The organism is Candidatus Absconditicoccus praedator (assembly GCF_021057185.1).
GTDB classification, from domain to species: domain Bacteria; phylum Patescibacteriota; class Gracilibacteria; order Absconditabacterales; family Absconditicoccaceae; genus Absconditicoccus; species Absconditicoccus praedator.
Genome location: NZ_CP054059.1, coordinates 688,927 through 714,531 on the forward strand (window position 1 = coordinate 688,927; position 25,605 = coordinate 714,531).

Genomic DNA, 25,605 nt, shown 5'->3' on the forward strand with positions numbered 1-25,605 from the left:
GGATAAGTCAAAATGGAAGCCATCAGAACACCTGCACAACAAGGTTGAACATAAAATACATCCAAACAGGGGAAAGAAGACACCCAATGAGTTTGAACCTATGAATTTCCTTATGACGATACTCCCTGTCCTGATAGTACCTTAGCTTCTTTTCTTTCATACACACCTCTTTTTGAAGTTTGAAAAAGGATGTAAAGTATAATTAAAAAATGAAATAAATCAATTAGAAATTAATTGTTTTGAATATATTTACTAAGCATCCTCACCAAAAATCAACTTGCTCACTCTCACCATATAGGATCTGGTCAAGACATCAATCATACTGGGCCTGCTATATCAAAATGCACCCAATTTTTATTTTTTACAAATTGAGAAATAAACAATCCTGCAGTAATAGTACCAGGAGACATTCTATTTGGATTCACATTTTTCATATCAGCTGAAAATGACTTGTACTGTTGAAAGTATGGTGTATAATAAGGCAACTCCCAGCATCTATCCTTCACCTGTCGTGAAAACTTTTGAATTTTATTATTTAGTTTTGAGTTGTTTCCAATAAGGGCTGCTATCTTGTTTCACAAAGCAACTACCTGAGCTCAAGTAAGTGTAGCCACATCAAATAGTTTATCAATTTGATATTTTTCTTGTATATAAGAAATAGCATCTGCCAAAATCAGTCTTCATTCAGCATCTGTATTTGAAATTTCTACAGTAGTTCAGTTGTACATAGTAATCACATCTCATGGCTTGTATGCGTCTGCATCAATATTGTTTTCTACCAATGGCACAGCAACAAGAATATTTTTTTGTTCTCAAAATCATGCAAGATAATTCAAGACAGAAACCACTGTAGCAGCTCATCACATATCCAACCTCATGTCTTCAATTGCTCAAGTTGGTTTTAGATTGTATCATCCAGTATCAAAACATACTCACTTACCTACCATCGCATAGTCAAAACTTTCTTTGTTTAGTGGCTTGTATTCTATCAAAACCAGTCTTGGATGTGATTGAGCACCTTTACCTACTTCATAAATTCATCACATTCATAGCTTTTTTAGAGTCTGCTTATCAAGAACATTAATTTTTATGTTTTCTAATCATGCAAATTGATTTTGTATTTTGCTTTCAAACTGCTCTGGATTTACATAATTTGTTGGCAAATTTACAAGATCCCTACACAAATCTGTAGATTCTACTATTTTGCTGAAATAATTGGAATCTATAGAATTACACTTCAAATATATTCAATAGTTTGTATTAACTTTTTTTGACTTTAACTGATTAAAATCATACATTTTTATTGCAAGCAATTCTGCAAAAACCTGCTTTTGAAAATCAGAAATATTCAACTTATCTAGATCTATATGAAGTTTTTTATCGGAAGTTTTAACAATATCTCATATATTAGCAACTATATCCTCCATATTTTCTGTAAGTACTTTTTCTGAACTATATTTTACAACAATCTGTATATTTGTGTTTGAGTCAACAAACCTATCAACTTTAAACTTATCTTCTCAAGACAACTTTATTAAAGAACAAAACTTTTTTAGTTGTTCTGAATCAAAAGTTTTTTGATTTTTTGCCACAAAATACACCTTGTTTTTAGCTTTTCAAGAAGAAGTTAAGTTTATATTCATAATAATGAGTTTATTCATCTAAAATAGAACATCCACTTTCTCTATAAGGACATGTTTCACACAAAACCTGCAAAACTCTCAACTTGGATTCTTCTACCTTTAAAGAAGATGGCAAATTTTTTGTACTACTAGAATTTCTTGCAGAATCAAAAACCAACATATTTTCACATGGATAGTTACTTACTGGCAAGTCATATTGTTCAGTTTCCATAATAATATTTATATTATAAATCAACCAATTATTACAAAAAATTAATTTAAATTCAACATTATTTATCCTATCTACCCAAATAAACCTTTTTTTCTTATATACAATTCAACCACAAAGTCAAATATTTTTTGTATTGAATTTTTAATCCTTTTTAATAAAATCCAAAATAATAAAATTTGTTACTACAATATAAAATCAAAATGTTTTTTGAAAAATACAAACCTATCCCAAAATCTAAAATTCGAGAAAATCAAAAGAAGTTTTTTGAAAAAAACTGAATAAATGCTTGGAAAAAATGACACATACCTTTTGATTTTACCAACAATAGTTATTATACATACAAGCTTGTACAAAATATAATTGATATAATCAACAACTCTCAACTAAATACCCAAAAAAACATAAATATTCTTGAAGTTTGAGCTGGTAGCTGACTTTTTGCTATTAATTTTTTGTACAGAATAGAACAGTTAGATCCTCAAATATTCAACAAAATAAATTACACAATTACAGATTATTCACAAACAATACTAGACAACATCCAAAAAAACAATCATATTCAATATTTTATGAAAAAATGAGTTTTACAAACAAAACCCTTTGATATTTCAAAAGACACTCCCCCTTTGGATATAGACATATTTTTAATGAATTATGTAGTTTGCAATATTCCTTTTCAATGTATTAAAAAACAAAACAATATTTATTACGAAAAAACAATACTTCCCAAATCACCTATCTTGAAAGAAAACTATCAGAAAATTGACAAACCCTCATATTCTCACATTATTGATAAATTTCTAGACAACAAAACTACCAATGAAACAGTTATCAATACCACATTCCTTGATTTTTTAGCAAAAGTTTTTGATACAGAAAAGGAAAAATTTGTTTATGTAGCAGACTCATGAAGTTCACACCATTTTGAACTACTAAACTATTGAGAAAATTTTTTTAATAAAGTAAATTTTGAGCTTATTGAAATTTGGCTAAAACAACAAAAAATAAACTTCACAAGAAAACAGTTTGAAAATCCCAAATTTTCAAAATCAATAATAACTAACAGCAACTATACAAAAGATTTTTTCTATGACCACAAAGATGATTTTTTGTACAAAAATCTTAAATCAACTTATAATCTAATTTTTGAAAATAAACTTGAAAAAGCACAAAAAAACCTTGAAAAAGTCATCAAATATAGAGACAAAGATGCCAATATATATTTTCATTATTCAAAGATACTTAAAAAACTTTGAAAAAACTACTCTAGAGCCTGGGATTTATGCAAAAAATATGACTATCTTGATTTATACACAAAGTAATGCGCTCTTTATTTCACAAGAATTATATAAAGAATAAAAAATCATAACCCAGCAAAACCATCACCCAGAAAGCAACTATCATTGCAGGAAGGAATGGAATACTTTGTCATTGTTTGAAGGACAAAAATACTCATCTTCAAAGATAAAAAATAAGACCAAACAAACAAGAAACAATAAGATAATAAAAAGCAAACTCTATCATACCCAAAACCGAAAACTCATTCAAAACCATAAAGCTAAGTATACCCACCAAAAAAGCCACCATAACATCTCATTCTCAAAATCATTCTACCCCATCAAGACCAAACCTATATTTCACATAAAACCTACCAAACCAGTAAACTCCATAAAAAACCAAGAAAAATATTATTCATCACCAAAAAGCCATAAAATAATCTCCCACAAATCAAAAAAACTGCCACAAAACTGCCCACAACACCACAAAAAGCCACAAAAAAACATTAATATGATAAAAAAGCAAATCTTCAAAAATCATCAAAAGCAAAATCCAATTTATCATAGCCAAAAAAACAAAATAACCCCAAAATTGAGTATTTACCAGATCAAATCCTCATACAAAAAAACCTGCCAACAAAAAAGAAAAAACAAAAATTAGACCAGCAAAAAACTCCAAAAAAAGGTAAAATATAGGTATAGAGTTTTTGCAGTATTTACATTTTCACCTTTGAAAAATCCATCAAAGAAAAGGGAAAAGTTGTAATGCATCAAGCTTGTTTCTGCACTGTGGACATTCGGATCTTCCAAAAATTATTGAACTAAAATTGTCCCAACTCAGACCTCATCTAAGTCTTCGGATAAGCACACTTCAAAAACTCCCAAAACTTGCTCCCAGTATAAAAACAAAAAACAATATCAAAAACTCCATTTTATGATTTTAATATTCTTATTAAATCTGCTCAATATTTATCTACTTGCTCCCTTAAAAAAGTTTGAAAACTTAAAATAGCTTCTTGTTTTTCTTTCATATCCATATCATATCACATAGCATCCATAAATTCAGAAATTTTCAAACTTCCTGAATCAAAAACACTTAATCAAAATTTTTCAGGATTTCAAGCAGAAGCTATAGATTTCTCCAACAAAAATTTTTGCATTTCGTCCTTGTTATCAGCAAGCTTGGAAATATTTATCACCCACTGATCAGTATTTTCAAACAAAGCAAATACACAATTCTTGAATTCATCAACTTTTTCTATATCCAGTTCTCAATTATCCAACAAAAAATTTCATACATATCAATAAAACTGCCTACTTAGATATAAATTCACAAAAAAGAAATAATTTAGATATATATCAGTATTTTCAGGAGTTTCTAGTATTATTTCTATGATATCATCAATCGATTTTTTTTCCAAAACCATTTTGATGTCAGCCTCAAGTCATCAAAAATTGTTATTTTCATTTTCATATCAATTATTCATTTGATTTATTCAATTCATAAATTTAAGTATTATATTCTAAAGTAAGTCAGTGTGAAGTTTTCAAAATATTTATATTAATGTGATCAGGCTGTTTAGAATAAGGTACACCAAAACTTGTTTGACTATCATCCATCAAAAAATCTTCAAACAGTTTGATATTTGATTCCAAATACTGTCATATAATATCTATCAGATAAGATATATCAATATCAATTTTTCAAGAAACAATATCCAAATTTGAAAAATATCCTGCCTCATAATTTAAAACAAATGTTTTATTTTGTCAGTCTGATTTATTTTTTCAATAAATATTGTCTATAATTTTTTCTATTTTTTTTAGTCAACAAGACAATGAGTTTAGTCTATCAAAAGCATCTTCAGTTCATTGATTTACTTTCTCATGTACTATTCTTCATTCAAATCACTTTCTTGAAATAGTTTCTTTAATTATTCACAATATCTGATCATTTGAAATATCATAATCTTGTCATTCTACGAAAACATACAATTCGTCCCCTCACAAACTTATATCTATATCAACTCACATTTCTTTAAATTTTTTTTCCAACTCCTCAAAAAGATAAAAAAATCTCTTTGTCACTTCAAATCAAGCTTTCAATAAATGATCCTCATTTCAATCATTATAGAACTGTTCGGCAAGCTTTCTAAAATTCAAAATATTTGAAATCCCCATGTCTTTAATATCTACAAAAACAGATAATCATTTTTTTCAGTTTATTTTTTGCATAAAAGCTTGTTTTGTAAGTGTTCATTTATAATTTTTATGAGTCAAAAATTCAGGTAAAGTAGATACATTTCAAGCTATATATTTATTAATCATATGCATATAAGATTTTGCTTTTCTTATCTCGTCTATAGGCTCTTCTGATCATGGGAAAATAAAATCCAAAGATAGATTCAATCATTCCATATATGAACTAACCATATCAAAAAGATAACTATCATTTATTGGTTCACCTTTTCTTACAAACCTTAATAAAGCAGGATTTATACTATCACCTATCAAAACCGGAAATTTATTTTCTCACACAAAGAAACATTTTCAACTATATTCTTGCAATATTTCAGATTCTATAATCAAAGACTTCTCAATATTATTATAAATCAAATCATTAGAATACTCCAAAAGACTTCATCATGCATTTTTAGAAGCTATTTCAGTTTGTCTTAGTGCATGCATTTTTTCTACAAGATTTGGAGAATTGATATTCGTTGTACCAACTCATATATCTATATCTTCCAAAACATTTATTATCTGATTGAAATCCTCTGATATATCAAATTTTGACAAATCAATACCCATTTTTTTCTCAATATCTTCCAAACTATTAATACTATACTCCAAAAATTCTTCTACATCTTCCTTTGAATCAATTTCAAGTTCTCATTCTATGTATGCTTGCCTGATCAGTCTTTTATAGATATGAAATTGTATTTTTTCTTTTAGTTTGTTGCTTTCAATAGCTTTTTTTAGTATTGAAGAAACATCACCTCACAATATTTTCTGAAAAATTTCTTCTCATCAAAGATTCCTTACATTAAATATGATTGATTTATAATCTTGCTTTACTACCCTTTCTTTTGGAAAGTATTGCTTAAAATTATCCAAAATAATTCATTTCACAACACCCAAAAACTCATCTACTATTTTGTGACCAACCTGATCGTTTGCTTCTTTTATTCACTTAAAAGTTATTCAAAAAACATTTGAATTTTCCTGCAATCTCAAAACACGAAGAATAGGATGAGCATCTTCTATGTGTTCTGCTTCTTTTTTTCTTATTGTTTGTTCAAGCTTAGAAATTCCAGGTTTATCACTCAACAACTGCAAAATCTGAGAAGGAAAATTCTTCTGTACTGATGGAGTTTTGTTAAAATGTTGATCAAAAGTTTCTCTATTTTGAGATAATTGTTCCATTTTTTTGTTTTTATTTAGTGAAATTATCTTTAAATAATTATATTAGCAATTGGAAAAATTGCAAATTTTGAAAATACAAATTATTTTAAAGTTGAATTAACTGATCAATTTCATTATTATACAAAACACTATCTTAAAATAATTTAAAAAAATTTTTGAACAAACTAACCCAAATAAAACTATTTTTAGCAAAACTTATACAAAGCAATCAAAAAATGGATATAATATATGATAATCCCAATGAAGATATTATAGAAAGATTATTAAAAATTAGACAAATTGACAACTTTGATAGTTTTCTAAATCCTTCTTTTTCAAATTCTTGGATAGACCCCTACAAATTAAATGATTTTGAAAAAGCAATAAACAGAATACAAAAGGCAATATCAAACAACGAAAAAATTATTATTTTTGGAGATTACGATGTGGATTGAATTACTGCAAGCTATCTTTTGTATATTTTCATAAGCAAGTTTTTGAATTACAAAAAAATATCAATCAGATTACCAAATAGACTTACTGACTGATATTGAATAAAAGATTTTCATCTTGATCAAATAAAAGAATTGTGAGTTAATCTTGTAATTACTGTAGACAATTGAATAACATCTATAAAAGAAGCTGAATATGCAAAAAGCATTGGTCTTGACCTAATAATAACAGACCATCACAAAGCTTTAAACAAGATACCACCTGCCGATGCAGTAGTCAACCCTCAAATAAGTCCAAATTATCAATTCAAATGAATTGCATGAGTATGAGTAGCTTTCAAGATAGTTTCTGTACTAATGAGCAAATACTTCAAAAAAAATTCAACAAAACAAAAAATAATACAATACCTTATGCCTATAGTTGCTATATGAACAGTATCTGACTGTGTTCCATTATTAGAAGAAAACAGACTGTTTGTAAAAATGTGACTTAATTATATAAACAACTGATACCAAATTCCATCTAGCCTAACAAATTTTTTGAAATACCTAAACATCAACCAACAAGTAAATACTTTTCATATATGATTTATGTTGTGACCTAGACTAAATGCTTGATGAAGAATGCAAAGTCCTTATGATAGTTTGAACTGTCTATTGTTTTCATGAGACAAACAACTACAACATTTGGATTCTCTTGAAAAATTGAATAATGAAAGAAGACAAACCCAAGAAAATGTACTAAAAAAAGCTGAACAAATTATTGAAAAAGACAAAAAAATACTTTTTGCTGCCTCAGAAGAACTACACGAGTGAATAGTATGAATAGTGGCATGAAGAATCACTGAAAAATACAACAAACCTTCTGCTATATTCAACATCAAACAAGATGAATGAGTAGCAGTAGCAAGCTTACGTTGACCAGAATATTTTTCTGTAATTGATATGCTAAACTATGTATGAGAATATCTTGAAAGATACTGATGACACAAGCAGGCTTGATGATTGACAGTAAAACTTGAAAATCTTGAAAAAGTACAAAAACTTTTGGAAGAGTATTCAAACAACACAATAAAAGAAGAAGACCTAAAAAAACCCATAAAAATAGACACACCAATATATCAAAACGAAATCAACAAAGAAAAACTATCTCAAATAGATTCATTTGCACCTTTTGGTGAATGAAATCCAGAACCTATATTTTTAATAAACCAGATTGTTTTCAACAATATTGAAAAAGTTTGAAAAAATTGAAATTGACATCTAAAAGCTTATGCTAGTATGAACTGAACAAACTTTCCAGTACTATTTTGGGGTAAGTGAGAAAATTTGGATTTTTTGCAAACTCAAAAACCAACAGATCTTATATGAAAAGTAAAAAAAGACAATTACAATTGAGGTTTTTTTATTGACTGAATTGATAAAGTAGACTAATAAACAAGTTATACAAAATATATTTCCAATTTTAAATAGTTAATATCTTAATTGTTGTAGCCCAAAATAATAATTAATCAAAATTCATATCATACATAACAATATTTTTCAAGTTAAAAAATCTTGAAAAAAAATAAAATATAACTAAATATTAAATGCGCTTACCTAAGAAAAGGAGGGCATAGAAATGCCAAGTAACATCTCTGAAAGACCACTACTTGCAGCTCTTGAGTTGTCAAACCAAGCAGCAAGACAGGAGATGGAGCATATTAATGAGGCTGCTAAAAGACGTCGAAAGCAAGGTGGTATCCCCAGAAGACCGCTACTTGCAGCCATTAGATTTTCAAACCAGGTAGCAAGACAGGAGATGGAGCATATTAATGAGGCTGCTAAAAGACGTTGAAATCGGTCTTAACAATAGAATAGTATAAACTAGTATTCTAATTGAATGGGAGAGAATCTCTCCCATTTTTTAATAAGTTAATTATTCAAAAAATAATTTTTACAAGCCAAGATTTATGAAACATTCGCATTAAATATTTTCACGGTATGTAATACTATTCGATATATTTACATACGCCGTATGTAACACTATCGTATATATTTACATAACACGAAAATACTTTCCCGTCTGCTAGCCAAAAAAAGACAGGATTCTCATCCTGTCTATAAAAAACTTATCATATCCAATCAAATTTTTTATTGTTTTTCCAGATTATCTCCGTCTACAGAAACGGTCCAGGATACTCAATCATCAGATGGTCATTCTGCTACATCATCATCTACATCATTTGTTTCAAAATATATTGTTTCTGCATCTTCCCAAGTAATATTTCTAAACTGTGGCATAAACTGTTGTTCTTCTACCTGTTCATTTTCAGGATCCAGTTTGCTTATTATATCTTCTCAAGACAACTCAAACATTTTTTGCATGTTTTCTACTTCTACTACACTAAAATAATCCCCTCATGCTCTTGCTGTTCATTGTGTAAATGCAATATATTCTCAATCTTCGGACCATACAAAATCAGAAATAGATCATCTAATTGGAGTTTTCAAAACTTCCAAATTATCTTCTGCATACTCATAAATTCATACTATAGTAGTAGTACTTGCAGCTGCATAATCATGTACAGAGAAAGCAAATCTTTCACCATCTGGATCCAAAGTTGCACTTCTGTCAAAAAATCAAAAACTTCCAGGCTCTATCTTTCTCATACCAACTTCTGGAGCAGGATCAAATTCTTCCCAAGCATCAGTTTGAGTCCATTCATTAAATTGATCTATTCAGTAATATCCTACTTCTTCTCAATCTTCATCTAGTACTTTGATACCGGTAGTATTTATATCTTCTCATTCATATTCAATTTGTCTATAAGCTCACTCTTGATCAGAATAATACTTCAAACTATCCAAAACATCATCTATTTTGTTTTGATAATCGTCTTTATCATCTCACATAATACTATAAGAAACCACAATACCCATACCATCATCTTCAAATATTTTGTAAGTATGTTTGTTTCAGTATCATCATCTTATTGCAAACTCATAAGCTATATCATCTCTAAAATCTATCTGCTGAACTTCTTGGATAGATTCCATAATTTGAGATTGTTCTTCATATTCTTGTTGTGCAATAGACTCCAAATCTTCAGAAATAGCTTTAGCTCATGCATACAATACAAAACCATCAGTAATTTCTGAATGAGGCTGATTTCCTTCTCCAAGATAGCTAAGTTTTGCTTTTTGATTTTCTATTGTTACTTCTCCATTAGCTGGATACTCAAAAGTTACTCATTTATCTGAATTTTCATAAGAATTGTATTCTTCTTCCATGTCTTGTTGTTGTTCTGATTCAATTTTTTCTTGATTAAGTTCATCGTATTCTTCATTGGTGATAGCTGAAGTCACCTCTTCATTGTGTATTTTTAGTTTTATTGTATGTGGAGTGATTACTTGCGCAGCCATTTCATCTTCTGCAGGTTGTCCATATCAAGCATGATTAGCTTCAAACTCAAAAACAAGTTTGTATTTATTTTCTTTTAATTGCTCTGTAGAAGTATGTTCAAGATTGGTTCATCATCTATATACATAAGTATCAGCATTGTTTTGGATCCATTCTCTTGCTATATCTTCTGTAGATGTATCTTGGGCTTGTTGTTGTGTGTCGAAACATGCACTCAAAGTTAATCATACTCAAGCCAAACAAATCAAAACTATTTTTCTCATTTTATTTTTTTAGGTATTAAATCATACATTATTATACGAATTTATAAAAAATTTATTACAAAAAAACAAGGAAATTACAACAAAAAATCAACTTGTAATTTATCAAATTATTTTTATCATTTCACAAATTTATTTTTTAAATCAATCTATGATGAAAGAGATGGTGAAGATCATTTTTATAATAATGCTTGGATTGAGTCTACTTCCCAAGACGGCTATAGCATTCAACCAATGAAATCTATCAAGCAACCAGCAACAACAAATCAGTAATACAGCTCAAGAATTGCATCAAAGTCAGCCTTTCCAACAAGCAGGAGATGCTATTCATCAAATTATACAAAGAGACTATCCCAATCATGAGTTGGAAACAATCAATCCTCTAATAGATGATATGAAAAACAGATACGAAAACACATCAAATCAAGACAATATCACTGAATCAAATATAGACTTATTATCCAGGATAAAAGCTGTGAAAAAATTATTGAAAGAGATTAGAGAAAACTATGAACAAAAAGAACAAAGCAGTCAACAAAAAGACTCCTCAAACAGGCAAACTTTTTTTGATGATACCACAGAAAGATTAAATATGTTTTCAAAAGAAGCAAAAGATAAAATTGTTGCACATGATATGAATGTATGAGAATATCAATGATATCCAGGATTTAAAACTTGAGAAACAGAACGACATTGATGAAAAGAAGTTGAACAAGTATTATTATTTAAACCCAACAAATTAGATAATACATACAATTTAGAATACCCTGATCAAAGTTGAAATACAATGGAAGAATTATGGGATTTATATATTTGAAGATATTCTAATCAAAATCCTAGCAATTATTATATGTTTCAAGTAAATTCTTGATGAGAACAATTTTATTTGTTAAAGTCTGCAAATGAAGATGAATATATCAATGTAACAAAAGAATATCATTGAATTTGAGATGAACAAGAACAAGATGATGATACAAGTACAGATGATTGATTAAATTCTATTGTTTGAGATTTTAAAAAATATATAAAAATACCAGAAGTGCCTAATTATCATAATGAATTTTGATATATGGATATTTAAATGAAATTCAGGTTTGGGCTCAAATGTGCAAAACTTAATAAATTTACTTTCTTTTTTTAATCGTATGGAAAAAATCAGAGTCTTAAATGGAAGGAATCAGAATCTTTCTACGCTTTTTCATAAGCCAGCCAATCAAACAAACAAAATAATTATATTCACTCATTCGTTCAAGGGAGATAAAGATTATCAGCCTATCATTCGTGAATTTTCTGAACATATTTGTAATGAAGGTTATGCTGTAATTCGTTTTGATTGTTGGGGTTCTGGCGAAAGTGATGGAAAATTTGAAGATTCCAGCATAACCACGCAAATAGAAGATTTGGAGGATATTATCAAATATGTTAGATCTCAGGGATATTCAGAAATTTGTTTGATTGGCTTAAGTCTTGGCACAACCAATTCAATTATGGCTTATGATAATTCTATTAAGTGTATGGTTTTATGGAGTCCTGTTTTTCAACATGAACATTTGTATGAATCATACAAAGATGAAATCTTGCAAAATGGTTTCATTATTAGAAAAAGAAATTTGACTGGTGAAGAAGTCAAATGTGGAAAAGCAATGTGGCAAGATTTCAAAGATGTAAAACCATACAAAAAATTAAGTGAAATAAATTGTCCTGTTTTAGCCATAATTGGAAGTGAAGACGGACATATCACTGAAGAAAAAGCGCAAGAATTTATGAAAATGATTCCTTCTGAAAATAAACTTGAAGTAATTCAAGGTGGTGACCATGATTTTTTAATTGAAAAAGCAAAAAAGAAAGCTATTGAGTTATCTACTGATTTTATTAAAGCACATCTATAATTGATGAACCGCCCAAACCTGAACTTGCTCCGTTTCACTCCGCACCACGCTGCGCTCTCCTCCTTTCAGTCGTCGGGTCATTTAACAAGGGATAAAAGGAAAATTGCTCGGCTCGCAATTTTCCCAAATTTTCTCCGCTTCGCTACGAAAACTTCTTTTATCCTCGATGTTATAGGAGTCCTTCTTTCTTTAATTATAAAGATAAAATTTATATCGCTGATATTAATAGAAAAATACACAAAGCAGGTTTAGAAAGAATTAATAAAACAGATAGACAAAATAGTATTTTATTTGATTTTTGAAGTGAAAGGAGATGATTACAATATTATAAACTTAATTTAGAAAAAACTAATTCATTTTCAGTAAGTAAAATGGAAGAATTATTTGATGATAAACATATAGTATGATGAACTAATTATTTTATTGATGATGTAAAATGGTATAAAAACTATTATGAAGTAAGTTTTGATGAAGCGGTGAATGAAGTATATAATTATTATAAAGAAATTAAAAATAAAGTGAATTCAGAAATAAATAGACAAGGAGCAAGGACATTAAAAGAACAAATAAAGGCTGTTATGGATGCTTTATATGAAGAAGTCAATATTGATAATACTGAAATAGTAACTTGAGAACCTTGAAATCCATTATATACATATATAGTTAAAAGAACAAGAAGTTGATGATTGATGTCACTTGAAACATTGGGTTATGCTCTTGCTGAAGTTGATACAAAAATTTGAACTGCAAGATGAACAATTAGTGATTGAGCACCGCATGCTTGGGTATTCTTTTATGAATGAAATGATGATTTTGACTGAGCAGACTGATATAATGATGCTCCTTGAACTACAACTACTTATATAATGGATTTTCCTAATTCAAATCCTCCTTCAAATTATATTATTAAAGAAACAAGAGAAGATTATACAGAAGGTTTATCAGCAAATGATGATTGGCAGTGAACAAGATTTTAGAGAGAAAGTTTTGTTGTAGATAGTCAACAAGTTGGTATTTTTGAACAAACATTCATCAAAAAACAATATTCTTTGCTCCCAAGATACAACTATTCAAAAAAATAGAGAGTGATGCACAAATATCAAAATCACTCTCTATTTTCATAACAAAATTTTTGGTATATTTATGAATTTTATCTAAGGCTGCAATATATCCTCACTTTGACCTTCTACCATAATCACTACTTCATCAATACTTTCAAACTGAGTCAAAGTATTGTTGATTTGTTCTTGGATGGACATCACCATAGCAGATCATCCAGCTGGTTCAAGTTCAGAGCTAAAATCAACAGTTGCCACTCCTTCTTCTATCTCAAAAGACAACACTTGAGTTGCTTGATCTATAGCAGATGAATATCCTTCATCCTGTTCTTCATCAGTTGGACCCTGTATCAAAGCTTTCAAAGCTGATTCTTCTTGTCAATTATCCAAGTCTATTTCTCTTTGGATAGGAACTGTTTGTTCTGTACCATCTACTACTTCCATAAAATACAAATCAACATTAGCTGTTTGTTCACCTTCTTCTTCACCATTTTCATCATCAATTTCTCCTGGTTGTTCCATACATCCAGTCAAAAGCATTGCTCACACAAGCAAAGACAACAAAATAATTAGTTTTTTCATTTTCATTTTTTATAAAATAAATTTTATTGCTGCAGTATATTATACGACTTATTGAAACTTTTATTACAAAAAATTATAATTTCTCAAATCAATATTTTTCCAAAATTCAACCAAGCTGTATTTCTGCTGAAATATCAGACAACAGTCTTCACATACAACTACCTGCTTGATTATATCACTGTATAGCAGCAGATAAATTTTGCTGGGAGTTTTGTTTATGAAAAAGAGCTTTTAAAAGATTGTTGTTTGCTTCTTGTATAATTTCCTGAGTTTCTGAAATTCAAAAATCCAACAAATCTTCATCCAGTAGATTATCTTTTTGTATAAAATCTCAATCAACTACTTCTTGTTTCAAATAATTTGCTATCAATGTAGCTATATAGCTTGCAAATGAAAAATGATCAACACTACCAAAATTACAATCTTGAAGAATCCCAGCAAAATAATCTTCAAAAGCTGATGATATTTCATGCATATCAGACTTTTCTATTATTAATTGTACATCAAAATAATTAGCTTCATCAGGATTTTTCAAAAGATTTTGTATAGATCAAGTTTCATGCAAAAGCACCTCACCAATTTGACTTTGAAATCAATTATCTATACCACCTCCTCAAACTTGACTTCAAGGAAAAGCTAAAATATTATTTCCTTTCATAGTATTGTTTTTGAATCTAAAACAAAAACAATATATAGATTTAAAAATAAATGTCAACATACGAATATTATTATTTTTTGTTTAGATTTCTAACTACTGCATCTTTAGTTTCTCCATTCAATTCCCTCCAAAGTTCCCGTCAAGAATTGTCTTTGATTAATCATTTTCGTGTCAATCTATCATTTAATCTTATAAACTCATCTGTGCTTACTCCACCTTCTTCTCATTGTTCGTAATAGCTTATTACTTTTGCAAGATCTTATTTGTCTTGACCATCTGATAAGTTGCCGTAGACCATCCTAAGTTGTTGTAAATGTTGTTGCTTCTTTTCTTCATAGTCTGGACCCAATAACTGGTTTATTTCATCAAGTAGACTATCTATTTTACTATTATTTACCATTTTTATCTAATAATTTATTAAACACATCACAACAAAATAATGAAAAACAAACCCTTGTCAACTATTTTTTGAGTTGATTTACTTTAGTTGCTACATTTCTCCAAAGTTCATTACTTGCAGGTGATAATTTAATTTTATCTGAGTTGTTCCTGATTTGATCAAGTAATGATCTATATCATTCATCGATCAATCTACCCTTTGAAGAAGCATTATCTCAAGGATGTCTTATTAAAAATTCAAGCAGGTTATTTAGATTTCATAATCTTGTTTGGATATATTCATTTGCTCTTGAGTTTGCTATCTCCACTAAATGTCTATCTTTAATATCTATTCCTTCAAGCAAATTATTTAAATTCCTTGAATTGTCGTTTATCACATCCAGTTCAGCATCAGCTATTCTTCTAAACTCATAAAAAGGAACTTCTCAAGGTCTGATATCTTCTCATACTCTTAAACCTGGAACACTCCAAGAAGCCAATTGTTCTGCTCTGGATAATTTAGCTTCTCACAAAATACCATTCTCCATAAGTGCTCTTCTTTGTTGCTGACTTATACCTGCTTCTTTTAATTCTCTTGTCATCCTCATTATATCTTCTTGATTATTCTGATATACTCATCTACTTATATTATTATGCACATACTCTACTATTCTCATTTGCTGAGTAGTTAATTCTTCTAATCAACTACTTCTTAGTATTTCATTGGGCAAATTTGGATTTTCTTCCATCCATCTTGAATTTTCTACCACCTGCTCTCTACTAACTCAGGATCTGCTTTCTGCTCTTCTCATTACTTCTTCCACCTGTCTTGCATCCGGTTCTTCTCTACTACCAAATATTCTTGTTTTTATCTGATCTGTTTGACGATATATAGCTGATGAAATATCATCTTGATTTAATCATGCTCTTTGCAATCTATTCATAACTCTTGCAAATCTTGGTCATCTTGTAACTGCTTGAGCACCAAATATAGTTCACACTATTCACACCATTCACAATATAGTATCATACCATTCACTGTCCATTTTTTATTCTTCTGGGATCAATCAATACATTCTCATTGCTTCCGTTACTCACTCTTCATCCCCAAATATATCTTCTATATCTGTTGGCAAACTTGCTCATGCTCATGCATAAGGAGTCAACATTGCAGTCACAAATGCCATATATCTTATCATCACATCTGCCTCCAATTCCTGATCTTCTTCATCCAGCACGGATGGTGTTTCTACTCAATTTATACCATATTCTTCCATAAATTCCAAATGAGACTCATCTGTTGATTCTAGTGTATCCCAATTATTAAATACACTTCTACCCAATCATTCTTGTGCCCTAAAAGATCTTTCAAACTCTCAGTCTTCATTTACTCATTGTTCAAACATCCTTTTTCATTCATTATATGTTTCCAATAATATAGCTTCATTTTCTTTTCATTCTACCACCACTTCTCTTGATCAAGCTCTTCACTGTGATTCATAAGTATATATATCATCCTCATCTGGTAATTCAATTTCTCCATTATCTACTTTCTTTATCAACATTGCTGTTGGCAACAACTGTGTATCTACAAACTCAAATATATCATTCAAATCTTTATTCAAACTCCATCTTTCTCTTCTTAATTCCCGTTCTATTTCTTCTTGATCATAGTTTTCTTCTACATTCTGAATTCTTTCTCATACCTTTTCTCACACCTGACTTGCTCTATTTGATATTGATTCTTTGATTTTGGATACCATATCTTCGTCTACATCTGACAAATTGTTTTCTATATATTCTTTGTATTCAATTAGAAAGTTTTCAAGACTTAGGTTTTTGTCTTCCATATCAGCCTCTCTTGAATATTCGTCCAAACTCAATTGACCTTCTGCAAATACTTCTGCTGGTATATCAAAATATTCTACCAACTCCTTTTGCTGCTCTGACAAATTCTCTGACATTTCCTGAATTTCTAAATTTCTCTTACTTCATTCTTCTATCAAATACTGAATTCATTCGTTGAGATTGCTTATATATCACTGTAAATCTATCTCACCATCTGCTGTTTCAAATTCTGATAAACTATAACTATCAAATCTTCATTCTGATAATGTTTGAACTACAAAATTTATTATTTCTTCATTCATTTCATCTTTTATATCATCTGCTGACTCACCAAAAGGTCACCGTCACGATTCTTCTTTTGCAATTTTTTCCAAACTTGATTGAACAGATTGTATGCTATCATTTATATAATCCAAAAATTCTTCAGTTTCTATACTACCATGATCTGAAGTTTCTATCTCCCCATTATCTTCTAATTTTTCTTCTAAACTTTCTTCTATTCTTCACAAATCCTCCATTTTTTGTTTTTGTTTTCTAAATATTATCTAGCTTAGAATCAAGTTTTTCATCTGCATTATTTTCCTTTTCGTTTTCTATTTTCCTCAATGCTTTTTGCTTCAATGAATTTATTTTTGACTTTATTAACTCTCATCAATTCCTAACCTTTTCTATAAATTCACCAAATATATTAAATTCAACCTCATTCGCTTCTTCCAATAATTCTACTATATTCTTTTTTGTTCTATCATCCAATCTTCACCAGTTGTTTAACAACTGATGTTTTGTTTCTTGCTTCAAAAGCATTGATTTTTGGATACTACTTCTTAATTCTTGAGTAAGCTTCATTTTTGTGTTTTTATTTTTTAGATTTTTCTTAATTAATTTTATTTAATTTCTCAAAAATTGCAAATTTCACAAAAACCTCTAACAAAAATGTAAATCCTTACAAAATCCAAACACTCATAAAATTATAAAAACACCACTCCAAAAGTTTTAATAAGACATAAAACATAATTAAACCTGAATTTTTCTATATGCTACATACTCAAACTATATTCTATTCACCAATGGCATATTCAAAGTAAGTAGCATAGCTTCAAACACTCTTTTCAAAGAAATCAAAAACAAATAATTCATACTCTTTTTATCTTTTTGCATATCTATTATTTTTTCAGAATTGGCATAAAAACTATTGAATTTATGAGCAAGTGAAAGTATATACTGACAAAGTATATGTGGTTTACCAAGATTATATGATTTTTGTAACACCAATGGCAAAGCAAATATATCCACCATCATTTGTCTTTGTTTATCATCCAACAATGATATATCTACAGTAAAATCATCAATATCTGCTATTTTTCCGCACAAAGAATTGATTCTTGCATAAGTATATTGGATATACACTCAACTATCACCATTTATTCTTGTCATTTGTTCCAAATCAAAGTTTACATCTTTTTGTCTATCATTTTTTAGGTCATTGAAAATCATTGCACTTATAGCCAATTTTTCTACAAGATCATCACTACTATCAGAAAAATCCTGTGAAATTTTATCTTTTATACTAGATATAAGTTCTGAAAGTTTAATAGACTCTCCACCACGAGAAGACATCTTTTTTCAATCAAAAAGCATCAAACCAAAACTTATATGCTTCATATTATCTTTTGGTATATCCCACAAAACTGATGCAAGTTCAAACAATAACTGGAAGTGAAGAGTTTGTTCTGGTCATACTATGTAGTAAAATTTATCAGCTTGAAGTTTTTCTTTTCTGTATTTAAGAACACTTAAATCTCTTGTAGCATACACTCAAGCTCAGTCAGACTTTTTGATTATCATAACCTCCAAGTCTTGTTCATCAAATTTATGAACATCTTCTTTTTTGATAGGAATATAGTTTAGTTGTTTTCAGTTTTTTTGTTTGTGAAATTTAACTATCCAAGCATTATTCTCATACACAAGATATCAAGACTCATCCAAAGCATCAATCACATCCTGAGAAATACTATAAGCAAAAGATTCACCAAGATTGGTATCAAACTGCATTCACAATCTACCAAACATACTATCAAAATCTATCAAACTAAGTCTTCTAAATTCTTCTCGTATACTATACAAAAGAGGATCTCACTGCTCAAGCATACCAAAATAATTTTTTGCTTGTTCGTTTTTTTCATCATCTTCAATATCTTTGAATTTGGCATACAAATCTCACAGAACTTTTGTAGGATTTTGATATAGATCATCAAAAACACCATCTCAGTTGATTTTGTATTCATTTATCAAACTATACAATGTTTTACCAAATGGAGTTCACCAATCTCAGATATAATTCCATCTAAAAACATTTCATCACAAATTTTGTATTATATTGGCAAGACTATGTCATATTATAGCAGATCTTAGATGTCATACTGTCATTTGTTTTGCCATATTACAAGATGGATAGTCCAAACAAAATTTTTCTCAACCCAAAATATCCAACCTAAAAAAATTATCAGTATTCAAAACAGTATCCAAAATTTTTACAAGATATTCATCATGCAAGAAAAGGTTTATAAAAATTCATTTTTGCTCTACCTTTGAAAATATATCTGCATTATCAATAATTTCAGATACAGTATCAGCAAAATTTTTGATATTATCATACTTATCTTTATTGTCTTCAAAAACAGATTTCGTATCAAAAACAAAATCTACTCACTCTACACTTGGTTGGTCAATTATTATATCGTTTTTACAAGATATATTGTTGTTGCCCAAAAGATCTTTTATATAATCGTTTATGATAAAAAATTGATGATTTTGCCTTCTTCATACATAAGACAATTCTCCAAACTGGATATTTTCATCGGTTTGCTGATAAAAACTAACTTTTCAAAATTCAGGCTGGTAGCTTGAAATAAGTTTATCAACTGATTCTTTTAGTTTTGAAACACTCATAACAAAAAATTAAAATATAAATCTATTCAAAATTCTACAAAAAAAACTTTATTAATCAAGACTAACACTTCTTATACATCTTGCACGAGCCTCTGCTCTTTTATTGAATCTTGCTATCTGATTGAATTCAAAATAAACAGACATTGCATTTTCTGGATCTGCATGAGTACTTGACCAATACCTAAAAGGTACAAATCAATCCAACACATCTGATCATACTTCATTACTATTTCTTCTAATTTCAAAAAGCTCCCTTGAAGCTGGAAGATACCAGTCATCATATCAGTATGATGTTTTATCCCAACATAAAGTTGCAATAGGAGATCATTTTTCTGAAAGTATTTTTGTGTTTTCATATCAATATGTTGTATTATCTGCTCACTGGATATTTTCTCCATGGAATCACCACATAAGTCTTTCATCTTCATCTTCTTCATATGCAATTAAAGCATTTGTACCTTCTCATCAAAACTGACTTCACACATAAAAAACTGTTCATCAACCACACTCATCTCCTACCTGTACTGGATATTCACACTCTGGCATTGTTTGTTTTTCATCTTCTTCTCACTCAGGATATGAGTCCTGATCTTGTCAATTTTCTGCTACAAGATTATTTTGAGTATATCAATCTTGTCTAAAGATTACGATAACAACTAATATCAATAAAACTAAAACGGAAACAAATATAGTTAAATATATCCGAAAGTGGTGGTGATTAAGTATTTTTGAAATCTTTTCCATTTATCAACAAAAAATATAAAGTATTTTGTATATAAATATTTTTCAGACAAATTCAACAAAATTAAGTAAAATTTGACTTTTCAAAACTTATTTATTATAATTAATAGATAATAAAAAAAATAAAAATTTACAAACAAAAACAAAAAATGTGATTCAACCAATTTTGAAGTAGTGTAGAAAAAAATGTTTTTTATGAAAGAAATTGAATAGAACAAAATATTGATTTAATCCCCCCTAAAGACTCAAAAGTTTTTATATCTGCAATAACCTGAAACACCGAATGACTGAACGCTGAAGAAAGACGGGAAGCAGAAAATATTAGGAGACGACGATTGGATAGACAAAACAGCAAATCATATGGTGTTAAAGATACTAAAGACGAAGAAAGACTATATCAAAAAAACAGCATAAAAGAAGTAAAAAAAGCTCAAGAAAAACAAAAAGCACAAAATGCACTAAACGAACTTATAGAAACTGCATTTGCGGATTTACTGGAATTATTACTAAAAGATAAATGAATAAAAGTAAGGATCACAAGCGATCATGATGATATTATTGCTTGAATTGATTATATACTAGAAGCAACAACATCTGAATGACCTTTGTATATATGAATAGATCTTACACTATCCTGAAGTAGCCATATACAAGAAAACAAATCAATTAGGAAAGACTGTACTCCAGAAGAATTCAAACTAATAAAAATAGAAAATTGAGAAATCTGAGCAGATCAAAAAATTCTTAAGATGGAAAGACAAGTATTTGCTATAGAACCCAATTTTGCTCAGTTATTTTTGTCTGAATATCTTGATATTGTTCGTGTAAAAACAGATACGAAAGAAATTACAAAAGATACAGCCGCAACAGCCTGGCAATTTACTCTAGAAAGATACCAAACAGAAGAGTTTGAACTAACAGGTGAATATAGACAAATGACACAAGGAGAGGTAATAAGATCAACAAAAAATCAACTACAAAAAACTTTAAATGGATAATATAATTTCAATGAAAAATGCAATGAATCAATGAAACCCTGAAAAAGCAAATAAAGAAACTTTACAATATATGTACAATTATATAGCCCAGTTAAAATTAAAATGATATAATTTCGAAGATGCTTTGAAAAAGGCCTTGGATAATGCAGTACAAAACTGATATATTTCTCCAGCAGAGAAAGATTTATATGAAAAAGAATTAATAAGAAAACAACAACAATTACCAAATCAGGAACAAGTAAAAAAGCTTATAGCAGAACAACTAGGCATACTATCTGATCTTTCTTTTTGAAAAATAGAAACCAATCAAAAACAGTAATCTAATCTCACTCTATTTCTTTTAGTTGATCTCTTAGAGAAGCTGCCTTTTCAAAATCCCAGTTTTTGATAGCATCATCAAGTTGGCTTTTCAAATCCTGAGCTATCATTTGTTTTTCTTTTTTTGTCATCTTTTTTAGCTTTTTTACTTTTCATTTTTTTACCAGCTGATCTGTTTTAAGATTTTCATCTGTTTTCACCACATTCAAATCCTTCACATTGGAAATAGCCTTTTGTGGAGTTATTCAATGTTGATCATTGTATTCTTGCTGAATTTGTCTTCTACGATATGTTTCATACAAAGCTTTTCACATAGACTCTGTAAACTGATCTCCATACAAAACCACTTCACTATCTGGATTTCTTGCTGCTCTTCATATTATTTGAATCAAAGATGTAGTAGACCTTAGGAATCCCTCTTTGTCAGCATCAAGTATAGCTATAAAACTAACTTCCGGCAAATCAATTCATTCTCTCAAAAGGTTTACCCCCACAAGAATATCTATTTCTCAAGATTTTAGTTTGTTGATGATATCCCAACGGTCTACACTATCTATCTCGCTATGCAAGTAATAAGATTTGTATCATTTTGATAAGAAAAAGTTGTTAACCTCTTCTGCTGATCTTTTAGTAAGTGTCAAAATCAAAACTCTTCATTCCTTTTCTTTGTGTTCATTGATTTTCTCAAATAGATGATCTATAAAAGGAGGCTTCTTTCAAAGGTTTTGATAATTCTCTGTTTGAAGATAATCTTTCAAATTGTTTCACATTAAAAAATCCTTGATTATTAAATATAACTTTTATATTATTTTCTTTTAGTTAAAATTCAAGTCTGTTTTGAGTATTAGTTTTCAATATCTTTGATTAGTCATCAAGACAGCACAAATGTAGAAACTTTGTTGCTATCTTTTTTTATCGGATAAATATCATTATGTTTTACCACAACCATCTCACCAAAAAAGGAAAATGGATCAGGCAAATATACACTTGAAAATCATCTCATTCAAAACTCCTCTAAGTCTGACTGAGTAACAAAACCAAACTTATATTCTTTTCATTGCTCTCTTTGTATAAGCACAGGTCTTTCAAAAATTTGGTTGGAAAAATTCACAATCAGAAATAGTTTTTCAAAAAACTTTATCACATATACAAACATAGGAAAACTTGAAAAAAGCTTGTTCTTTTTTCTTTTGAAATAAAACCCTACTCATTTACTTATCCCATATCACAACAATATCAAAAAAACAACTACTCAAAAAATCATCAACAAAGAATGCAAAAAATCAATATTTTCTCCAAAAAAAGGTGAAAAAACAACACTCAAAACAGAAAAAATTAAAAACAATGGCAACAATACAAATATTCACTTAAATAAGTATCAAATAATACTTCTCATTGATTTTATTTAACTTATAAATTTTTGAAGAACAGTTTCTGTAAGCTGATCCAAGTTGTATGCATCTTCTAGAGAAAACTCTCATATTTTTGTTCTTTGAAGTCAACTAAGAGCTCATCACAATCAAAACTGCAATCACATCCAATAAGCAACAGATCTAATATATGTACCACTCCCTACTTCAATTTGTATTTTCAGTTTTGGGAAATCATAAGAAAGTATTTTATAATCATAAAATTTCATTGTTTGAAAAGCTTCTATACTGTCACCCTTTCTTGCCATCTCATAAAACTTTTTTCATTGTTTTTTCTTAGCTGAAAAAGCTGGTAAAGGCATTTCTTTTTCTGGAGTTAGACAATCCAACAATTCAGAAACAGTTGAAATATCTGGGGCTTCACAAAATTTTCATTCTTTCCAAATTCAGTTTGATGTAAAATCATAACTAATAAAGTCTTTATGATATTGCATATCCCAGGTATCAGAGCTTACAGAAAAATCTATTTCAGCTATATACTCTTTTCACATATCCTGGATCAATGAAAGCTTTTTTGTTCATTTTCATATTCAAACTACCAACAATCATGTAGCCATAGGATCAAGTGTACCACTATGTCATACCTTGGTTTTCTTAGGCAACAAATTACGAATCTTTTTCACAACATCAAAACTCGTCCAAAGATATGGTTTATCAACCAAAAGCAACATTATTAATATTTATTTGATAAATAATATGATACAGATATCGTACCCACTCCCATGACAATGAGTAGCATAGGCCAAGTCAATATATCAGAAAAATACTGAAAATTTAAATAAAAAATATAGAAAATCAAAAACAATATTCAAGAAAACATAAATGACTTGATAGAATACCTTACACTAAGATAAAAGTACAAACCAAGAATAAAAGGAAACAAAAACTCCCAAAACACACCCTGCTCCAACATCATAAAAAATGCATACAAAAAAATCAAAGCTCAACTCCAATTGAATATTATAGATACAACACTATAATGTTTTAGCAAGTAAGAAATAACAACATAAAAAACTCCTAAAAACATAAGAAAATATGCTCATATATTTGAAACTGGGAAAAAATCTACAAGAAAGGATACTCACAAAGCATAACTTAGACTTCAAAATATCAATATCAATGAGACAAAAAGATTACTTTTTACAAAATAATTATTTATCAAATAAGCAAAAGCCAACAAACCAAATAAGATTGCAAAAAACAATTTTTCCGACAACAAAGATGTATCCAAAAAATACTCTACAAAAAGAATTATTCACATTGGAATAAGGAATACAGGTGGCAGGTGCAAAGAAAGTCAAACATATTTTTTCTGAATTCATTTTAACAATAAATTGGCAGATACAAATAAAACTATTCAAGATCATAAAGTTACAAGAACTTTCATATAATCATTCAAAATATTCCAGTACAAACCTACCAAAAAAGATATTCATAAAAACAAAATAAACCCACCAAGATATCCAAATATTTCTGAAAAATTAATTCTTGATTTTGAATTTTTATTGTATAAATCCAAAAGTTCTTTTTTTGAGACTTCTCATTCTTTTATCTTTGCAGAAAGCTCTGACATCAAGCTTTGTTTGTTCATTTTATTAATTATTTATTAAAAACAACTACTCAATCCAACCCAAAAACTCTATATTATAGTAATCAGCTTCTATGTTTTGCTGAAAAATACTTCATTTTCACTTTACCACAGGCTTATTAGTAGTATCAACAAACAACGGGAAGAAGTTCACACCCCTCATTGATGAAACAAACTCAAATCAATCTGGAGATTTATCTGTTGAAATTATATTCAAATCTTTTGCTTCTTCTTGATCTATCTTTGAGCTTTGGTTTTCTTTTATATTATGTAAATATATAGTAGGTTTTTCATTGTTGGAGTCTGAATATCTTGTATTTGTCCTTTCTTGAAGTGTTATTTTATTATCTTCTACTTGATAAAAATAAGAACTAGAATAATCTGCCTCAAAATATACATAATCATAAGAAGGAGAAGCAAAATACCTAGGAACAAAATACAAAACTAAAACAAAAATCAAAAATAATAAAGGTATAGAAATAGCTAACAATAAAGCATTATTTTTTTTCATATTTTT

The 25,605-nt window shown here is 28.9% G+C and carries 27 protein-coding genes; 8 read left to right on the forward strand and 19 right to left on the reverse strand.

Features of this window, described 5'->3' with window-relative positions; translation table 25 throughout:
- Nucleotides 1-230: 230 nt before the first annotated feature.
- Nucleotides 231-1,643: a M17 family metallopeptidase gene (locus tag HLG78_RS03415; RefSeq protein WP_231176216.1), complete on the reverse strand. Its 1,413-nt coding sequence runs from the start codon at nucleotides 1,641-1,643 to the stop codon at nucleotides 231-233.
- A 10-nt stretch (nucleotides 1,644-1,653) separates the two neighbouring features.
- Complete coding sequence (locus tag HLG78_RS03420) at nucleotides 1,654-1,854, reverse strand: hypothetical protein (protein ID WP_231176217.1); 201 nt, start codon at nucleotides 1,852-1,854, stop codon at nucleotides 1,654-1,656.
- A gap of 200 nt (nucleotides 1,855-2,054) precedes the next feature.
- On the opposite strand from HLG78_RS03420, the gene HLG78_RS03425 reads away from it, so the two are divergent.
- Entirely contained in the window at nucleotides 2,055-3,176 is a 1,122-nt protein-coding gene (locus HLG78_RS03425) for an SAM-dependent methyltransferase (protein ID WP_231176218.1), read from the forward strand.
- A 22-nt stretch (nucleotides 3,177-3,198) separates the two neighbouring features.
- Here HLG78_RS03425 and HLG78_RS03430 read toward each other — a convergent pair whose 3' ends face one another.
- From HLG78_RS03430 to HLG78_RS03440, 3 genes are read right to left on the reverse strand one after another with little or no spacing between them, the layout of a single operon-like run.
- A complete protein-coding gene (locus HLG78_RS03430; protein WP_231176219.1) occupies nucleotides 3,199-4,062 on the reverse strand; it encodes a prepilin peptidase in 864 nt (287 codons plus the stop codon).
- A gap of 1 nt (nucleotide 4,063) precedes the next feature.
- Nucleotides 4,064-4,636 carry a hypothetical protein gene (locus HLG78_RS03435; protein WP_231176220.1) on the reverse strand — a complete coding sequence of 191 codons (573 nt, stop codon included), beginning with the start codon at nucleotides 4,634-4,636 and terminating at the stop codon, nucleotides 4,064-4,066.
- 4 nt (nucleotides 4,637-4,640) lie between these two features.
- Nucleotides 4,641-6,557, reverse strand: coding sequence for a hypothetical protein (locus tag HLG78_RS03440; protein WP_231176221.1), 1,917 nt, complete (start codon nucleotides 6,555-6,557; stop codon nucleotides 4,641-4,643).
- Between the two features lie 215 nt (nucleotides 6,558-6,772).
- Between HLG78_RS03440 and recJ the strand changes: the two genes are divergently transcribed.
- Nucleotides 6,773-8,422: a single-stranded-DNA-specific exonuclease RecJ gene (recJ, locus tag HLG78_RS03445; RefSeq protein WP_231176222.1), complete on the forward strand. Its 1,650-nt coding sequence runs from the start codon at nucleotides 6,773-6,775 to the stop codon at nucleotides 8,420-8,422.
- 699 nt (nucleotides 8,423-9,121) lie between these two features.
- Here the strand turns inward: recJ and HLG78_RS03450 are convergent.
- Entirely contained in the window at nucleotides 9,122-10,654 is a 1,533-nt protein-coding gene (locus tag HLG78_RS03450; RefSeq protein WP_231176223.1) for a hypothetical protein, read from the reverse strand.
- 160 nt (nucleotides 10,655-10,814) lie between these two features.
- Between HLG78_RS03450 and HLG78_RS03455 the strand changes: the two genes are divergently transcribed.
- The 3 genes from HLG78_RS03455 to HLG78_RS03465 all read left to right on the forward strand — a co-directional run bounded on the left by HLG78_RS03455 (nucleotide 10,815) and on the right by HLG78_RS03465 (nucleotide 13,517).
- Entirely contained in the window at nucleotides 10,815-11,732 is a 918-nt protein-coding gene (locus HLG78_RS03455; protein WP_231176224.1) for a hypothetical protein, read from the forward strand.
- Between the two features lie 64 nt (nucleotides 11,733-11,796).
- Entirely contained in the window at nucleotides 11,797-12,540 is a 744-nt protein-coding gene (locus HLG78_RS03460; RefSeq protein ID WP_231176225.1) for an alpha/beta hydrolase, read from the forward strand.
- A gap of 371 nt (nucleotides 12,541-12,911) precedes the next feature.
- Complete coding sequence (locus HLG78_RS03465; protein WP_231176226.1) at nucleotides 12,912-13,517, forward strand: hypothetical protein; 606 nt, start codon at nucleotides 12,912-12,914, stop codon at nucleotides 13,515-13,517.
- Nucleotides 13,518-13,694: 177 nt separating this feature from the next.
- On the opposite strand, the gene HLG78_RS03470 is transcribed toward HLG78_RS03465, so the two are convergent.
- Both HLG78_RS03470 and HLG78_RS03475 read right to left on the reverse strand, forming a co-directional pair.
- Nucleotides 13,695-14,180, reverse strand: coding sequence for a GerMN domain-containing protein (locus HLG78_RS03470; RefSeq protein WP_231176227.1), 486 nt, complete (start codon nucleotides 14,178-14,180; stop codon nucleotides 13,695-13,697).
- A 73-nt stretch (nucleotides 14,181-14,253) separates the two neighbouring features.
- Complete coding sequence (locus HLG78_RS03475; RefSeq protein WP_231176228.1) at nucleotides 14,254-14,838, reverse strand: hypothetical protein; 585 nt, start codon at nucleotides 14,836-14,838, stop codon at nucleotides 14,254-14,256.
- Nucleotides 14,839-14,888: 50 nt separating this feature from the next.
- Between HLG78_RS03475 and HLG78_RS03480 the strand changes: the two genes are divergently transcribed.
- Complete coding sequence (locus tag HLG78_RS03480) at nucleotides 14,889-15,074, forward strand: hypothetical protein (protein WP_231176229.1); 186 nt, start codon at nucleotides 14,889-14,891, stop codon at nucleotides 15,072-15,074.
- Between the two features lie 23 nt (nucleotides 15,075-15,097).
- Here the strand turns inward: HLG78_RS03480 and HLG78_RS03485 are convergent, their stop codons facing one another.
- The 6 genes from HLG78_RS03485 to HLG78_RS03510 all read right to left on the reverse strand — a co-directional run bounded on the left by HLG78_RS03485 (nucleotide 15,098) and on the right by HLG78_RS03510 (nucleotide 20,679).
- Nucleotides 15,098-15,238, reverse strand: coding sequence for a hypothetical protein (locus tag HLG78_RS03485; protein ID WP_231176230.1), 141 nt, complete (start codon nucleotides 15,236-15,238; stop codon nucleotides 15,098-15,100).
- Between the two features lie 61 nt (nucleotides 15,239-15,299).
- Nucleotides 15,300-16,262 carry a hypothetical protein gene (locus tag HLG78_RS03490; RefSeq protein ID WP_231176231.1) on the reverse strand — a complete coding sequence of 321 codons (963 nt, stop codon included), beginning with the start codon at nucleotides 16,260-16,262 and terminating at the stop codon, nucleotides 15,300-15,302.
- A 3-nt stretch (nucleotides 16,263-16,265) separates the two neighbouring features.
- Nucleotides 16,266-17,582, reverse strand: coding sequence for a hypothetical protein (locus HLG78_RS03495; RefSeq protein WP_231176232.1), 1,317 nt, complete (start codon nucleotides 17,580-17,582; stop codon nucleotides 16,266-16,268).
- A 16-nt stretch (nucleotides 17,583-17,598) separates the two neighbouring features.
- Nucleotides 17,599-17,910, reverse strand: a complete 312-nt coding sequence (locus HLG78_RS03500) for a hypothetical protein (protein ID WP_231176233.1) — start codon at nucleotides 17,908-17,910, stop codon at nucleotides 17,599-17,601.
- Nucleotides 17,911-18,114: 204 nt separating this feature from the next.
- Nucleotides 18,115-20,013: an arginine--tRNA ligase gene (gene argS, locus HLG78_RS03505; RefSeq protein WP_231176234.1), complete on the reverse strand. Its 1,899-nt coding sequence runs from the start codon at nucleotides 20,011-20,013 to the stop codon at nucleotides 18,115-18,117.
- A gap of 51 nt (nucleotides 20,014-20,064) precedes the next feature.
- A complete protein-coding gene (locus HLG78_RS03510) occupies nucleotides 20,065-20,679 on the reverse strand; it encodes an Lcl C-terminal domain-containing protein (RefSeq protein WP_231176235.1) in 615 nt (204 codons plus the stop codon).
- 224 nt (nucleotides 20,680-20,903) lie between these two features.
- Between HLG78_RS03510 and HLG78_RS03515 the strand changes: the two genes are divergently transcribed.
- Together HLG78_RS03515 and HLG78_RS03520 are read left to right on the forward strand one after the other, a co-directional pair.
- The gene (locus tag HLG78_RS03515; RefSeq protein WP_231176236.1) at nucleotides 20,904-21,752 is read left to right on the forward strand and encodes a hypothetical protein; all 849 of its coding nucleotides are present in this window, start codon (nucleotides 20,904-20,906) and stop codon (nucleotides 21,750-21,752) included.
- Nucleotides 21,745-22,071, forward strand: coding sequence for a hypothetical protein (locus tag HLG78_RS03520; protein WP_231176237.1), 327 nt, complete (start codon nucleotides 21,745-21,747; stop codon nucleotides 22,069-22,071). Before HLG78_RS03515 ends, HLG78_RS03520 begins: the two co-directional genes overlap by 8 nt.
- Before the next feature lies 1 nt (nucleotide 22,072).
- Here HLG78_RS03520 and HLG78_RS03525 read toward each other — a convergent pair whose 3' ends face one another.
- The 5 genes from HLG78_RS03525 to HLG78_RS03545 form a co-directional block, all read right to left on the reverse strand.
- Entirely contained in the window at nucleotides 22,073-22,840 is a 768-nt protein-coding gene (locus tag HLG78_RS03525) for a helicase-related protein (protein ID WP_231176238.1), read from the reverse strand.
- A gap of 74 nt (nucleotides 22,841-22,914) precedes the next feature.
- Nucleotides 22,915-23,466, reverse strand: coding sequence for a DUF502 domain-containing protein (locus tag HLG78_RS03530; protein ID WP_231176239.1), 552 nt, complete (start codon nucleotides 23,464-23,466; stop codon nucleotides 22,915-22,917).
- Nucleotides 23,467-23,475: 9 nt separating this feature from the next.
- The gene (locus tag HLG78_RS03535) at nucleotides 23,476-24,171 is read right to left on the reverse strand and encodes a pseudouridine synthase family protein (protein WP_231176240.1); all 696 of its coding nucleotides are present in this window, start codon (nucleotides 24,169-24,171) and stop codon (nucleotides 23,476-23,478) included.
- 2 nt (nucleotides 24,172-24,173) lie between these two features.
- Entirely contained in the window at nucleotides 24,174-25,091 is a 918-nt protein-coding gene (locus HLG78_RS03540; RefSeq protein WP_231176241.1) for a DUF2157 domain-containing protein, read from the reverse strand.
- Between the two features lie 25 nt (nucleotides 25,092-25,116).
- Nucleotides 25,117-25,599, reverse strand: coding sequence for a hypothetical protein (locus HLG78_RS03545; protein ID WP_231176242.1), 483 nt, complete (start codon nucleotides 25,597-25,599; stop codon nucleotides 25,117-25,119).
- Between the last annotated feature and the right edge of the window lie 6 nt (nucleotides 25,600-25,605).